Source organism: Paenibacillus sp. Paensp38, assembly GCF_059491915.1.
In genome coordinates this window covers 1,490,940-1,506,697 of the sequence record NZ_CP168516.1, presented here as the reverse complement: position 1 = coordinate 1,506,697, position 15,758 = coordinate 1,490,940, and the positions used below count along the sequence as shown (strand labels likewise).

General features: G+C 46.3%; 12 protein-coding genes and 1 other annotated feature. Of the genes, 3 read left to right on the top strand and 9 right to left on the bottom strand.

What is annotated here, in order from left to right; all coding sequences use genetic code 11:
• Positions 1-55 precede the first annotated feature (55 nt).
• Positions 56-1,309, bottom strand: coding sequence for a tyrosine--tRNA ligase (tyrS, locus tag ACEN8J_RS06810; RefSeq protein WP_013310921.1), 1,254 nt, complete (start codon positions 1,307-1,309; stop codon positions 56-58).
• Positions 1,310-1,375: 66 nt separating this feature from the next.
• Positions 1,376-1,641: a binding site (T-box leader), on the bottom strand.
• A 135-nt stretch (positions 1,642-1,776) separates the two neighbouring features.
• On the opposite strand from tyrS, the gene ACEN8J_RS06805 reads away from it, so the two are divergent.
• Complete coding sequence (locus tag ACEN8J_RS06805; RefSeq protein ID WP_029517648.1) at positions 1,777-4,800, top strand: penicillin-binding protein 1A; 3,024 nt, start codon at positions 1,777-1,779, stop codon at positions 4,798-4,800.
• A gap of 88 nt (positions 4,801-4,888) precedes the next feature.
• Here the strand turns inward: ACEN8J_RS06805 and acsA are convergent, their stop codons facing one another.
• Complete coding sequence (acsA, locus tag ACEN8J_RS06800; RefSeq protein WP_340885840.1) at positions 4,889-6,604, bottom strand: acetate--CoA ligase; 1,716 nt, start codon at positions 6,602-6,604, stop codon at positions 4,889-4,891.
• 240 nt (positions 6,605-6,844) lie between these two features.
• Here acsA and ACEN8J_RS06795 point away from each other — a divergent pair, with 240 nt between their 5' ends.
• Positions 6,845-7,477 carry a GNAT family N-acetyltransferase gene (locus ACEN8J_RS06795; RefSeq protein WP_029517650.1) on the top strand — a complete coding sequence of 211 codons (633 nt, stop codon included), beginning with the start codon at positions 6,845-6,847 and terminating at the stop codon, positions 7,475-7,477.
• 13 nt (positions 7,478-7,490) lie between these two features.
• On the opposite strand, the gene ACEN8J_RS06790 is transcribed toward ACEN8J_RS06795, so the two are convergent.
• The 4 genes from ACEN8J_RS06790 to ACEN8J_RS06775 form a co-directional block, all read right to left on the bottom strand.
• Entirely contained in the window at positions 7,491-8,189 is a 699-nt protein-coding gene (locus ACEN8J_RS06790) for a 5'-methylthioadenosine/adenosylhomocysteine nucleosidase (protein WP_029517651.1), read from the bottom strand.
• A gap of 114 nt (positions 8,190-8,303) precedes the next feature.
• Complete coding sequence (gene ccpA / locus ACEN8J_RS06785; RefSeq protein ID WP_029517652.1) at positions 8,304-9,311, bottom strand: catabolite control protein A; 1,008 nt, start codon at positions 9,309-9,311, stop codon at positions 8,304-8,306.
• Positions 9,312-9,418: 107 nt separating this feature from the next.
• Entirely contained in the window at positions 9,419-9,760 is a 342-nt protein-coding gene (gene ytxJ / locus ACEN8J_RS06780; protein ID WP_069010576.1) for a bacillithiol system redox-active protein YtxJ, read from the bottom strand.
• A 101-nt stretch (positions 9,761-9,861) separates the two neighbouring features.
• Positions 9,862-10,308: a hypothetical protein gene (locus ACEN8J_RS06775; protein ID WP_029517653.1), complete on the bottom strand. Its 447-nt coding sequence runs from the start codon at positions 10,306-10,308 to the stop codon at positions 9,862-9,864.
• Positions 10,309-10,646: 338 nt separating this feature from the next.
• On the opposite strand from ACEN8J_RS06775, the gene ACEN8J_RS06770 reads away from it, so the two are divergent.
• Complete coding sequence (locus ACEN8J_RS06770; protein WP_029517654.1) at positions 10,647-11,177, top strand: type 1 glutamine amidotransferase domain-containing protein; 531 nt, start codon at positions 10,647-10,649, stop codon at positions 11,175-11,177.
• Between the two features lie 193 nt (positions 11,178-11,370).
• Here the strand turns inward: ACEN8J_RS06770 and ptsP are convergent, their stop codons facing one another.
• The 3 genes from ptsP to ACEN8J_RS06755 form a co-directional block, all read right to left on the bottom strand.
• Entirely contained in the window at positions 11,371-13,116 is a 1,746-nt protein-coding gene (gene ptsP / locus ACEN8J_RS06765) for a phosphoenolpyruvate--protein phosphotransferase (RefSeq protein WP_029517655.1), read from the bottom strand.
• Positions 13,113-14,996 (bottom strand): glucose PTS transporter subunit IIA, encoded by a 1,884-nt coding sequence (locus ACEN8J_RS06760; protein WP_023989337.1) that lies wholly within the window; start codon positions 14,994-14,996, stop codon positions 13,113-13,115. The genes ptsP and ACEN8J_RS06760 overlap by 4 nt, the downstream gene beginning before the upstream one ends.
• A gap of 303 nt (positions 14,997-15,299) precedes the next feature.
• Positions 15,300-15,734: a CoA-binding protein gene (locus tag ACEN8J_RS06755; protein ID WP_029517656.1), complete on the bottom strand. Its 435-nt coding sequence runs from the start codon at positions 15,732-15,734 to the stop codon at positions 15,300-15,302.
• Between the last annotated feature and the right edge of the window lie 24 nt (positions 15,735-15,758).

Genomic DNA, 15,758 nt, shown 5'->3' with positions numbered 1-15,758 from the left:
AAAAAGCAACGCTGAGATCGAGACAATCTCAGCGCTGCTTTTGAATATATTTTCATTATCCAAGCTTGATTTTAGCAAATTTCCGTTTACCTACCTGCACAATGTCGCCTTCCTTCGGCGTGTATGCTTCGTTCACATCGGTCCATTTCTCTTCGTTAATTTTGACCGAACCCTGCTGAATACTGCGCTTGGCTTCACCGTTAGATGCTGCAAAGCCCAGATGAGTCAGCAACTGGATCACACGAATGCCACCTTCTTCTAACTGATCAGCCGTCAAGGTGAACTCTTCAATATCGTCAGGCAGCGCGCGCTGCTGGAATACGGTCACAAAATGCTGCTTCGCTGCTTCCTCTGCTTCTTCACCATGGTACATGCGCACTAACGTTCCAGCCAGCTTCATTTTGGCATCACGTGGATGCACTGAGCCGTCCTTAACACCTTTCGCCAGCTCTGCCAACTCCTCGTTGTTGATATCCGTTGCAAGCTCAAAATATTTCAGCATCAGCTCATCAGGAACGGACATGGATTTTCCGTATATTTCGTTCGGCTCCTCATCAACACCAATGTAGTTCCCCAAGCTTTTACTCATCTTCTGAACTCCATCCAGCCCTTCAAGCAATGGTAAAGTAATAGTAGCCTGTGGCTCAACTCCGTATTCTTTTTGCAGGGTTCTACCCATCAGAAGATTAAACTTCTGATCCGTTCCCCCTAATTCAATATCGCTTTGGAGAGCCACGGAATCCATGCCCTGCATCAGCGGGTAAAAGAACTCATGGATGCTGATCGGCAATCCGTTTTGGTACCTTTTTGTAAAATCATCCCGTTCCAACATACGGGCAACCGTTACTTTGGCCGACAGGGTTACTACATCAGCAAAAGACATTGGCCCTAACCATTCGGAATTGTAAAATACCTTTGTTTTTTCAGGATCGAGAATTTTAAAAATTTGTTCCTTGTATGTTTGGGCATTGCGCTGTACATCTTCCTCAGTCAGTTGCTTACGAGTCTCCGATTTACCTGTCGGATCACCAATTCTGCCTGTAAAATCTCCGATAATCAGTTGTACTTGATGGCCTAATTCCTGGAACTGGCGCAGTTTGTGCATAACAACCGTATGTCCGATGTGAATGTCGGGAGCAGATGGATCAAGGCCCAGCTTAATTTTGAGCGGCTCGCCGCTAACGACCGATTTGATCACCTTACGCTTCAGCTCATCCTCCGGTACAATTTCCGCTACACCCCGCTGTATCACCTCTAGCTGTCGTTCTACCTCTACCTGTTGCTCCGGCTTCAATTCTTCCCACTTCATCCTGTATACCCCCTATTTTTCATCCAAAATATTACATATTAGACAAACCAAAAAGCCCCTTTCATCCCAAGGGACGAGAAGGAGCTGCTCGCGTTACCACCCTAATTAAAGAAACGCATGTCAAAGACAGACATTTCTTTCACTTCATTCCTATAACGGGCCTACACCCGGTACTGGATTACTATGGTGCTTCGCAAACCTGCAAAAGCTTTCCATTCATCCAGACAGCTCCAGACGGTAATTCAAAGGAGGGACGCTACCGATTCACACCACCCATCGGCTCTCTGTACAACGTGAATCCGCCTTCTACTGAAGTCTTTCTCTGCTTTTCACGATATTTACTTTGACCTATTTATAACACACTGCTTTTATGTAGTCAACGACACCAAAAGACAGGCTTTTTAGCATATGGGTTCATTTTGTAATTTTATGCTATAATAATGGCTGTTATAAAGGAGGAAGACTTAATGGTTGAAGAAAAAAACAATGTATCAGAGCCAAAGCCTTCCCGCTTGCGGACAACCATGCGAAGGCTCGGCCGTGTCATAAAGTGGGTCGTCATCATCGGTTTTATGGGGGCACTATTTGCAGGAGGAGCGGCCGCCGGCTATGTTGCTTCTATTGTAAAAAGCGAACCCGTGCGTTCCAGATCCATGATCCTACAGGAAGTAGATAAGAATGCAATTACAGGCTTCGCTTATTTCAATGATGGCTCTCCCATCGGACAACTCCGGACAGAAGAAGATCGAAGACCTGTCACGTTTAAGGAGATTCCACAACTCGTCATTGACGCAGTCATTGCCATTGAAGATAATCATTTTTACGAGCATAAAGGTGTCGATCTATCGGGAACACTGCGTGCTGTGAAGCAAAAGGCGCTGCATGAATCCGTACAAACCGGGGGTAGTACCCTCACCCAGCAGCTTGCGCGTCGTGTCTTTCTAAATCTCGATCGCACAGATGATCGCAAGGTCAAAGAAATTTTGCTGTCTCTGCGCCTTGAGCGCTTCCTAAGCAAGCAACAAATTATTACGGCCTATCTTAATAAAGTACCTTTTGGTAACGGTTCAAGCGGTTACAACGTCTTTGGCATTAAAGCAGCGGCCAAAGGTATTTTTAATGAGAATGATCTGAACGAGCTTAATATAGCCCAGGCTGCCTATCTGGCAGGTTTGCCACAGCTTCCTTCTTCCTATTCTGCTTACAACGGTAAGGGTGAGTTTAATGAAGCTGGCTTTAAAAGAGCCATCAACCGCCAGCACCTGGTGCTCAGTCGAATGCTGGAGGAGAACAAAATCAATAAAGCACAGTATGATGAAGCGATGGCTTTTGATATCAAAAAATCTCTCGCACCACGTACTGTTAAGGCTTATAACACCTATCCATATCTTATGATAGAAACAGAACGACAAGCTGCGCAGGCACTCATGTCTGTCACCAATCCGGGTCAAGCAGCTAATGCCAGTGCAGATGCCAAAACCAAGGACGATAATGATTTGCTCAAAGAAGCTGAACAGCAGCTTCGCACAGGCGGTTATATGGTGTACACCACCATTGATAAGAGCGTATACAAATCTATGCGTCAAATTGCAGAAAATAAGAATAACTTCTCTGCCACTAGTAAAACCAAGGGTGACGAACAAGCAGCGGCTATTCTGATTCAGCATAAAACAGGCGCCATTCTTGGAATGATGGAAGGTCGGGACTTCCAAAAGGAGCAGATGAATTATGCCACCCAGATGGTTCGTCAGCCGGGTTCGGCAATGAAACCGATTGCTGCCTATCTCCCTGCATTGGACAGCGGTCTTGTGCAGCCTGGTAGTATCGTGGATGATGCCCCTATTATTTTGAAAGATGGCAGTAATGGGTATCACATTCCGAAAAATTCTAACAACCGCTATCAAGGATTGGTCACGGCGCGTTATGCACTGAATCAATCGCTCAATACGGTAGCACTCAAGCTGTTTAACGAAAAAGTAGGGATCAGCAAAGCCTGGGCTTTTGCCAAGAAGCTGGGCATCACCACCTTGCAACCCAGTGATAACAACGCCCAAACGGGTGTACTTGGCGGCTTGGCCCATGGGGTGACCGTCGAGGAGCTTACGAATGCATATGGAGCCATTCCAAATGGCGGTGTGTTTAATGACGCCTATATGATCGAAAAGATTGTGGATTCGCAAGGCAATATTATATACAAGCATCAGCCTAATCCTGTGCAGGCCTTCTCACCGCAAACCGCCTACCTGATGACAGATATGTTGCGTACAGCCGTGTCTGAGGGCACAGGCAGACTGGTGAAGCGGAACTTTGATCAATCCGGTAAGATTCCGATTGCCGGCAAGACAGGCACTACGCAATCCTACACTGATGTTTGGTTCGAGGGCTTTACGCCTGACGTCACACTGGGTGTATGGGTTGGTTACAAGCAACCTGTCAATAAGCTTGAAACGAAAGTCCAAAAAGAGCGGGCTCGCCGCTTATGGGCTCTAATCATGAATGAAGTAACAACTAAAGATGCTCAGCTGTTCCAAACGGACAGCTTCAAGAGACCTGACGGCATTGTAAGCCGTACAGCATCCGCGTATGGTTCGGACATTTATAACAGTAAGTATCCACCTAAAAACAGTGAAAATGGTGTGAGTCGTGCGAAATATATTACCTACCAAGGTGTGAATTATATTCCACGCGATGGTACACCGGATGATATGTTATATGAACGGACCGTTAGGAAACGGGAAAAGTCAATCTCAGAATTGATTAAAGAGCTTCAGCAAGCCTTTAAGGTGATGAGACGACATAATTCGTTGTCCTACTATCTGCCTCAGGATGCAGATAAGGAAGCTCCTACTCAGATTGATCCACGCAAGGACGATGGAGCAGCTCCTAACGCTCCATCTAGCGTCAACGTAAGCTATAGTGATGGTAAAGCCATAATCAGCTTTAGCCCAAGCGGAAACAGCGACGTCGTAGGATACCGTCTGTATCGTTCTACAGATGGGGGGAGCTTCCAACGGCTTGGCAAGGTCGTTATGGCTGACAGCTCCAAGGTGTTCTCTGACAGCCCTGGGGGCAGCAGCTCTAGCTACTACGTGACCGCCGTTGATGTGGGCGGCCATGAGTCCGGTCCAAGCACGAAAGCAAGCGCAACACCTGTAGTGCCACCTGCAGATTCTGAGTCTCCAGACGTTCCGGGCGAGGGAGATGGAACAGGTGAGCAGCCTACAGAGGTCCCTACTGCCCCTGGACAGCCTCAAGCTAAAGCCGCAGGCTCATCCGTAGCGCTCCAATGGAGCGCAGGTAAGTCGGCGGACGCTATTACAGGCTATAACGTGTATTACAGCGAAAGCGGTGCGGAGCCTTTTACAAATATAGGCTCTACCGCATCTACCAGCTTTGAATATAAGTCGAAGAAAAAGCCAAAAGGCTGGTTTCGTGTCACTTCCATGAATGCCATGGGGGAATCGGCTCCTTCTGGAGCCGTCCGTCCATAACTGAAGACAAGAGTAGAAAGTGATAGGAGTCCCCTTAGCCATTAAGGCTTTGGAGACTCCTTTTTTTAATTCTAATATACACTGTACTTCAATCCTCTATGGTAGATAAGTCACCTGTAGGAAGGTTAAGCTCCCAGGCTTTCAACACGCGTCTCATAATTTTACCAGAGCGGGTTTTGGGTAACCTTTCCTTAAATTCAATTTCGCGTGGAGCAGCATGGGCAGACAGCCCTTCCTTAACGAAGCGATAGATGTCCTGCTGTAAAGCTTCAGACGGTGCATAGCCTTCACGCAGTGCAACAAAAGCTTTGATAATCTCTCCCCGCACGGTATCTGGTTTTCCAATGACTCCGGCTTCCGCTACAGCAGGATGCTCCAGAAGCTTGCTTTCCACCTCAAAAGGGCCGATTCGCTCTCCAGAGGAGTTAATGACATCATCAATCCTACCCTGAAACCAGAAATATCCGTCCTCATCCATGTAAGCCGAATCACCCGATACATACCAACCGGGAAAGCGGAAATATTCCTGAAACTTGTTCGGATTGTTCCATATACGATTCATCATGGATGGCCATGGTGTACGGATCGCCAAGTGACCCATCCGGTTAGGAGGCAACACCTGCCCTCTGTCGTCCAAAATAGCAGCTTGAATACCTGGGAGTGGCTTTCCCATCGAACCCGGCTTAATCGGCAGCTCAGGGTAATTACAGATCAACTGTGCGCCTGTTTCCGTCATCCACCAAGTATCATGAATGCGCTGTGTATATACTTGCCATCCCCATCGCACCACTTCGGGATTCAGCGGTTCCCCAACGGATAATACATGCCGCAGACTGCTGAGATCATATTTGGAAACAACCTGCTCCCCTGCGCTCATCAGCATCCGAAACGCTGTAGGAGCACTATACCATATGGTCACTTCGTGACGCTCAATCGTACGGTACCAGTCTTCCGGGCTGAAACGCCCCCCACGAATGACATTCGTCGCTCCATTTAGCCATGGAGCAAAAATACCGTATGACGTTCCCGTGACCCAGCCAGGATCAGCAGTACACCAATACACATCATCTTCCCGCAAATCCAGCACCATTTTGCCAGTATAGTAATGCTGAATCATTGCATTTTGCACATGATACACGCCTTTGGGCTTGCCTGTTGAGCCTGATGTATAGTGAATAATTAATCCATCTTCACGATCCAACCATTCAGGCTCAAGTTCCTCTGAGGACGTAAGCATTTCTGTCTCAAAATCGATAATTCCCTGCTCGCGTTCATCCATATCACCAACCACAAAAATATGCCGTAGCTCAGGAAGCTCCTCACGTTTTACCCGTGACAGAAGCGCAGGTGTGGTCACTAATGCAACTGCCCCACTATCCTCCAATCGATCCTTAACCGCAGTTTCCATAAACGCCTCAAACAATGGACCGACAACAGCCCCTACCTTTAGAACACCAAGTAAACTAATAACCAGCTCAGGTGAACGTGGCATGAAAATAAACACCCGCTCCCCTTTACCAATACCGTATTTGCGCAGCACATTTCCGAACCTGTTAGAGCTAGCACGAAGCTGAGAGAAGGTGTAGGTTTCATGACGGTTTGCGTCACAATACAATAGTGCCGCTTTCTCACCCCGTCCTTCCTGTACATGTCGATCAATGGCTTCATGTGCCATATTTACCTTGCCTGTTTCATACCACGTAAAATGACGCTCTGCATCCTCCCACTGAAAGTTGTTGTAAGCTTGTTCATACGGGCCCATGTTGGATGTGGGAACTACAGTCTGGAGTTCTTCAATCTTCATGCGTTCAGCCTCCTCACAATGGATTAATGAGAAACACGCAGGACAAGATAACGCTTACAAAAATCAATAAAGCAGATAGATTCCTTTGGTTTACTGGTTGATTTAAATTGTGAACATTTTATGTCTAAAACAGTATATCATAGGTCACGATGTGACGACCATCCTTTTCATTTAATTGTTTTTTTGCTATAAGTATGGGATATGAGGAACGAGCTCATGGCGAACAAGGAGGGCGTACGTATGCAGCATTTAAAACTGTACCACTCGGATACGCTGGATCATAACGGACAAACAATCTATGTAGAAGGCCCCGTATCTGCGGATCAACTGCGTTCATTTCAAATGCACAAGCAATTAGATGCCTTTCGCAAACCAAGGGAGCAATTCGACGCGTTGGTGGATATTTCGGAACTGCCAGAAGGCAGAATTATCATTGCCCACAACGGGGAAACCCTTATGGGATATGTTACTTTTCATTACCCAGATGAGATGGAGCGCTGGTCGGAAGCTGGCATGAAGGATTTACTGGAACTCGGAGCTGTTGAGGTAGCCAATGACTATCGTGGTCTGGGCCTGGGTAGCCGAATGATTCGGATTGCCTTTGAGGATGGACAGCTTGAATCCTATATTATTTTTACGACCGAATACTATTGGCATTGGGATTTAAAAGGCAGCGGTCTCTCCGTATGGGAATACCGCCGCATGATGGAGCGTCTAATGAAAACTGTAGATATGGTCTGGTACGCCACGGATGATCCTGAAATATGCTCACATCCTGCTAACTGTCTGATGGTACGAATGGGAAAGGATGTGCCCCTCGCATCACAAGAGCAGTTTGACCATATCCGATTTGTCCGAAGATTCATGTATTAAAAAAATTATACCATTAGCCCAAATGCTTGAGCATGAACTCCACAATACGATGCGAACGATGTGAAGCTTCTACCGTAAATTCAGCATAATTAACGTGGGCCGATCCATCAGCCTTATCTGACATAGATCGTAGTACAACATAAGGCACAGCGTTCATATGAGCTGTCTGAGCCACAGCCGCACCCTCCATTTCGGTACAAGCGCCGTCCATTTCCTGATGCAATGCAGTCACTAACTCACGATGTGCAACAAATTGATCGCCAGAAAGTACCTTGCCGACAATATACCGATCGCCAAACGATTTGCAGGCTTGCTCAGCTAGACTTACAAGCTCGGGATCAGCCACAAACTCTGAGGTGTCCTGATAAGGAATGACCCCTCTGGCATAACCCAAAGGCGTTACATCCATATCATGCTGCATACATGTTGATGAGATGACAATATCCCCAATGTTTAAATCAGGATGAACCGCCCCTGCCACTCCCGTGAATATAATCTGTTCTACACCAAAATGATCAATCAGGATTTGTGTTGTTACCGCCGCATTAACCTTGCCTACACCGGATTTACAGACGACGACTCTTTGCCCGTGAATGATTCCTGTAGTGTAAGTGATTCCAGCCTTGACCGTCTTACTCGCTTCCGTCATCGCTGCCAGCAGCAATTCAATCTCTTCATCCATAGCACCCATTAATCCATAAAGTCGGCTCATTACGCATCCCTCTATTCTTAGTTTGATGATGATGTCCAGAAGAAGCTTTATATCCACGAAAAAAGCTCCATCAAAGGAGCTTTCATCGAAGGTATATCCTATTCAGCACTGCGTCTAGTCTAAATAATTAACTGACAACCGCAAAATAGTTTCATGCGGCAAAATAACGCGAGGGTTCTCCACGTTTTCCTTTTTCATCAGCTTGGTCAGCAAACGCATCGCTACCGCACCCAAATCGTACATCGGTTGCGCGACGGTTGTCAGCTGAGGACGAACCATAGAGGCCATACGAATATTATCAACACTGATTACCGAAAAATCATCAGGAACTTTCAATCCCTCATCTTGAATACTATGGATCGCACCAATTGCCATTTCATCCGTTGCAGCAAAAATCGCACTTGGCTTCTTCTTCAGGCCGAGAAAATATTTCATGGCTTCAACACCAGATTCATAACGGTAGTTCCCGATTCGCACCAGATCCTCCTGATAATCAATTCCGGCTGCTTCCAATGCTCTCTTGTAACCTTGGAAACGTGCATAGCCGTTTGCAGGGTCTTGAAGCGTACCACTGATCATTGCGATTTGACGGTGTCCATGGCGGATCAACGTGTTTACTGCATCAAAAGCAGCCGCTTCATGGTCAATATCGACCGAAGGATAGCTTCCTTTTTCATCACTCGTTGCACATAGAACGATAGGGACCGCAGCTGTATGGAACGCCTGAATATGCTCGTCCGTTACTGTACCACCCATGAACAGAAGACCATCCACTTGCTTTTCAAGCAATGTGTTGATGACACGAATCTCTTTTTCTTTTCGCTTGTCGGCATTACACAAAATAATATTATAGTGATACATATTCGCTATATCCTCAATACCGCGTGCAATTTCTGCAAAAATTGAGTTCGATATATCCGGTATAACCACGCCGACGGTCGTTGTCTTCTTGCTGGCCAGACCTCTAGCGACCGCATTTGGGCGATATCCCAATTGTTCAATCGCTTCGTACACTTTCTTGCGGGTCTGAGGTTTCACATTAGGATTATTGTTAACTACGCGGGACACTGTGGCCATTGAGACACCAGCTTCGCGAGCTACATCATAGATCGTTACCGTCACATTCCTTCTCTCCATTGCCAATAAATTTTCAACCGAATCCTAGATCAACTAATTAGAACCATGATACGACAAAATACTACTTTATGCAACGACAGCACACATTCTATCTATGTGAGATGATCGTGGAGTGCACGGGCTGTAATATTCGAATGGGATGTATGCCAAACAGCTTCTCCGCCCTTGATTAAAATGGCCTGCGGGGATTCATGCTTCACCTGAAGCCTGTCCGCGGTTTCATTGGACACCGGCCGATCTTCTACTACATAAATGATACCGTATTCAATATTTTCGTTGGGAGCGTCATGCAAATAGGACTCCACTTCCTGATATGCGCCTGCACTTATCGGACAACGTGTGCTATGTTTAAAGAGAAGCAACGGCTTGTCTGATGACGCTTCCAGAGCCGTATCTAATTGTTGAACAGTAGTCATTTTTGTCATCGTCGCCATTGGATATACATTCCTTTCTGTGTCTTGTCGTATGGCCTATTCCCATCGTAACAAAAAGAACATGTAAAATCCAATGGTGACCATGAAAATTTTCATATTTTTTAGTTTTTTGTATTTGTAAATACCGATTCACTGGTAAAACCGGATAATTGGACCAATTTTTTCTCTACATCATTCATCCAATCTTCGTCTCCCAGACTTCTCGCATAGCGATAAAGATCCAGTAAGAGATTAATTCGAAGCTCCATCCGCTCCTCCAAAGCAGATTGCCAATCTACATTGGGATTGTCCGCTTCCTCCAGTACAAGCTTGCGAATGATTTCTGCCAGTTCATTGTTGCGAGCAAAAGAAATTCTCCGCGCCGTAGGTTTGCTCCCTAGACTTTGTAATAGTGCCTTAATGTCCTTCGTCACATGCTGCAAAACCTCACTGGAAAAGCATGACGAGCATGAGAATACAGGGACGTGCAAAATTTCAACCTTGTCCGCATAGATTACCTTTCGCAGTTCCAGTCCCATCGGTTTGCCACATTGACATTGCTTATGCATTTAACCACCTCATTACGTAGGATCAAACTATACGAGGATCTCATCAGAATCCAAATATATCTATCTACTAGTCTAATAAATATTTGTTAACTCCATTAAATCTATCATACCTTGTTTTATTTCGACTTTGGGACTTCAAATCCTTCCACACGTTGCAGCTATGAACAAATTACCAAAGCTTTGGCGGGTCAGAAAATGACGACAATTGCCGTCAAAGAGCAGACTACTAACATAAGAATCTGCGAAGGAATGGACTTCGGGCGTTCTTTTTCTTAAGATGTAAAAGTACAGATTACAAAACAGAGGTGTCATCATGTGACGCACGAAAGGATGGTTGGATGTCAAGACTTGCCGGAAAAAAGGTTATCGCCCTAGTGGATGAGGAATTCGAGGATCTGGAGCTGTGGTATCCAATTTACCGTGTTCGTGAAGAAGGTGCAGAAGTGCATTTAGCCGGTGCGGAAAAGGGTAAAAAATATATTGGAAAATATGGCGTACCTGCTGAAGCGGAATATGCCTTTGAGGAACTGAATAGCAGTGATTATGACGGGATTCTCGTCCCTGGCGGTTGGGCACCTGATAAACTGCGCCGCTATCCCAAAGTAATTCAACTCGTACAGGAGTTTCATGCTGCTCATAAGCCGATTGGACAAATCTGTCATGCAGGCTGGGTACTGATTTCTGCTAAAATTTTGGATGGTGTTACGGTAACTTCCACACCAGGTATTCGTGATGATATGGAAAATGCAGGAGCTACCTGGAAGGATGAAGCTGTTGTGACGGATGGGCATATTGTTTCTGCTCGTCGGCCGCCCGATCTTCCACCTTACGGAAAAGCGTTCTGCGATTTGTTAGCAGATAACACCTAAACCGTAATCACAACAGACTGTCAACAAGATGAAAAAAGAACCTTCAAAACCATGAATGAGGTGGTTTTGAAGGTTCTTTTTCGTCCAAACCATGCTACGCCATTAAGGTTTGTCACGACAAGTCTAACAGTATGGAGTTTTTGGCTCCCCCCAAAAGTGTATGCTAATTGCGAAGCTTTGCGGACATTACATATTACTGCCGTCCAGGCCCGGCCGGAGTGCAGCTGACATTAGCTGCAGTCAGCTTGTCTTCAATCGCTGCACCAGTGGACATGCCAAAGCAAACCTGAGCGACCGTCGTTGCCTCAGATGCAGTCGTATTCAGCACACGATGCTTGACCCGCAATAAAGATTGGGGAGACATGCTGAGTTGATGAATCCCCAGTTCCAGCCAAAGCGGAACGGACCGTTCATCTCCAGCCATCTCACCACATACACTCACATCAATTCCTGCTTGATGTGCCGCTTGTGCAGTCATGCGCAGCATTCGAAGTACAGCTGGATGGTATGGATGGTACATATGTGCAATCTGCTCATTCATACGGTCTACAGCCAGCACATATTGAACCAGATCATTCGTTCCGATACTAAAAAAATTGGTTTCAGCTGCCAATAAATCAGCGATCATCGCTGCAGCCGGTACCTCAATCATAATTCCTCGCTGAATGTTCGGATTATAGGCAAGCCCTCTTGCATCCAAATCCGCCATAGCCTCCTTCAAAAGAGCATCTGCCTGGCGGACCTCCTCTACAGATGAGATCATCGGATACATTACCTTGATATTTCCCATTGCACTGGCTCGCAAAATTGCAGTCAACTGGGTTTTAAACAATTCTTTCCAATCCAGACTGATCCGTATAGCACGGTAACCCAGAAAAGGATTTTCTTCCTCTGGTAGTTGAAGATAGTCCAACGGCTTATCTCCACCGATATCCAAGGTACGGATGACCACAGAGTGGTTTCCTGCCTTTTCTGCTATCAGCCGATATACTTCATACTGTTCCTCTTCATCTGGAGCAGATTTGCGATCCATGTATAAAAATTCCGTGCGGAACAGTCCTACACCTTGAGCGCCATGCTTCAAAGCTGCCTCCAGCTCTTTAATCGAACTAATATTGGCCGCCAGCCTCAGGGTGGTTCCATCCTTAGTCACGGCATCTACAGAAGCAAGTACCTGAAGCTGCTCTTTTCTACGTCGCTGCTCGTCGCGCAAAATTTTATAATGATCAGTTACCGTTTTTTCCGGATTCACATAAACTTTGCCCAGGTCTCCGTCCACAACCATTATGTCTCCCGTTTGAACGGGCAAATTCAGATTGCTCTCCAGTCCTGAAACGAGTGGAATCCCAAGTGCACGGGCCATGATCGCAGAATGCGAAGTTTTACCACCATTCATAGTTACAATCCCTAAAACATAGCTAGGATTCAAGTGTGCCGACTGGGAGGGTGAGAGCTCCTTGGCTACCAGAATATAGGGCTGTGTGTCCTTGGGAAGAGTCACCTCCGGTGCACCCAGCAAATGCTTGAGCAGCCGGTTCCCCACATCTTTGATATCGATTGCCCGCTCCTTCATATATTCATCGTCCAGTAAATCAAACATTGTCACAAAATGATCAATGGCTTCCTTCACGGCCACCTCGGCCGCCTTGTACTGACGCTCAATAATTCCACGAATTTCATTCATGAATTCCGGATCTTCCAATATCGCAAGATGAGCATCAAAGATGCTGGATTCTTCTGGCCCCACCATCTCTCGAAACTCATCCTTAATAAACTGGATTTCACTTTTGGATGTGCGTATCCCTTCATACAAACGTTCAAATTCCTTTGCAAGATCTACCGCATCCATTTTTTGATCAGGTAAATCCCACTCCCAGCTCGGCAGGACAAATGCCTTCCCGATTGCCACACCTGCTGCGGCGCCGATGCCTTCTATCATGTTTCTACCCCTCCAACATTCCTGTCATGCAGCACAACGGACATTACCGAGGCCTGACCTTTTTTCACTGTTTTAAACGGAGCAAAGCTCCACGACTTGACGCGATCCGGATTCGTGATGACCATAGGAGTCACCAGCGATGGAGCTTGCTCTCGTAGCGCCTGCAAATCAAATTTGATCAGCAATTGCCCCGGTTCCACCGTATCGCCTGCTTCTACCATAGCAGTAAAATTCCCTTTTAGCTGTGAAGTATCAATCCCGATGTGAAGTAGAACTTCAAGTCCTTCTCGTGTGGAGATGCCTAAAGCGTGCATGGTCGGATACAAATGCATCACAGTACCATACACCGGAGAAACAAGTTCACCGCGTTCAGGAACAAAAGCAACACCGTCCCCAACCAGCTTCGTCGCAAAAATTTTGTCAGGCACTTCATGAATCGGTAGCATTTTTCCATGTACAGGAGCGTTGAACAAAATTTGAGGGAGATCACGCTCCATCAGCTTCGCGATTTCCTCACGAATCAGTTCTGAATACGTTCCGAATACAACCTGCAAATTACCCCCACCCAGATTGATAAGCCCAGCCGATCCCAAAGCCTTCATCGCTCCGGTATCAATCAGCCTGTCATTGTGGACGGTCAGCCGCAAACGTGTGATGCAGGCCTCTACTTGCACAATATTTTCCTTCCCGCCAAGTGCTTCCAAAATAAGCGGAGCACTATAAGGAATATTGCCGGCCCAATCCTCCAGAACCGAACCTTCCTCGCGTCCAGGAGTTGGAATACGGAACCGCCGGATAGCCCATCGAAACAGTACATAATACACAAGCCCGTACGCGACTCCCACTGGAATTAACAACCAGGCGTTATGTGAGAGATGAAAATTAAGGACATAATCTATAAAACCCGCCGAATAGGAAAATCCGTGATGAATATCCAGCTCAAAGGTAAGCCACATGGCCAGCCCAGACATAACTGCATGAACGAGGAACAAATAAGGAGCAGCAAACAAAAAGGCAAACTCAATCTGTTCCGACACTCCAGTAAAAAAGCAAACAAGCGCAGCTGTCAAAAATGTTTTTTGCACCTTTGGCTTCAAATCTTCACGCGCTTCCTGAATGATCGCCAGCGCAATGGCAGGGATCGCAAACATCATAATGGGGAACAGCCCGGACATGAAATAGCCCGCTGTCGGATCGCCAGCAAAAAACCGGGGTAAATCTCCCTGCACAACGTTACCAGACGGTGTTTTATATGTACCCAGTTGAAACCAAAAAATATTATTAAGCAGATGGTGAAGACCAAAGGCCGCCAGTAGTCGGTAGAGAATACCGTAGATAAACAGTCCAAAGCCGCCCAAGCTCGATTCCAAACCTACTATAAATTGCAGCCCTCTCTGTATGAGTGGGGCAATAATTAGCATGAGTCCTGCAAACACAGCCGAGAAGAGGCCAATAAGCAGCAGAACAAATCGGGTACCCCCAAAAAACTGAAGCACCTCGGGCAATTTGATGCTTTTGAAACGATTATAGGCCACCCCTGAAATGACCCCCAAAATGATACCAATGAGCGTCGCTGGTTGAATGAGTCCGTTTCCAAATCTCAATGTGACCTGATCGTATATAGCCATACCAGCCAATGCTGCCAGTCCCGCCTGACCTGCCTGATTCGACATACCCAGGGCAACACCAACCGCAAACAAATATGGCAAAAAATAAAAAATCCCGTGTCCTGCCGCATTTGCCATATCAGACACCATGGGGAATCCCCATGTCGACCAAGGAAGGCTGCCGAGACTTAGCAATATTGCAGCGGCTGGTAGCACCATCGTCGGGAGCATGACAGCACGACCGAGCTGTTGTAAGGATCCGAGCCAATTCATGGCATTCCTCTCCTTTCTATCCCTGATGGTAAGCCGAATAAATACTTTTGTCAAAGCAATGATTCCATCCTGCAAAAATATTTATCTACGCTACTACAGGTCCAAAGCTTTATCATCACAAGATAACACTATGAATCCGTTTAGATCCATTTCATCAACAAGGCATACATACATTATATGGATTCCCGAGAGGATAATATACTGTACCATATTCCTCATTTCGCACCAAAAACCTTCAACCCTGTGAAGCAAGGGAAGAAGGTTTTTATTCATCTGCGTATAGCACAGATTACTGATCCATGTTTATCCTTTACGCACAGCCTGGGTCACTGAGTCCTCCACCTTAATGCAACGATCCATAATAACCGTCATTCCATGCTCCTGCGCAATGTCAGCGGCTTCCTGGCTTATAATTCCCTGTTGAAGCCACAAAACCTTAGCTCCAATAGCAGCTGCTTCACGCGCAACCTCTGCACAGTATTCACTGCGGCGGAATACATTGACCAGCTCCACAGGCTCAGGTACTTCAGCAAGACTGGCATAGCAAGTCTCCCCAAGAATCGTTTGCCCTGCCGCCGCAGGATTAACCGGAATAATCCGATATCCCCGTTTCTGCATGGCATAAGAAACCATGTATGAGGTACGGTCCGATTTATCAGACAAACCAACAACCGCAATATTGCCTACTTGTTCCAAAATAGTTTTAATCTCTTCTCTCGACGGATTTTCAAAAGCCATTCTGTTCCCTCCTATTCGTATCTT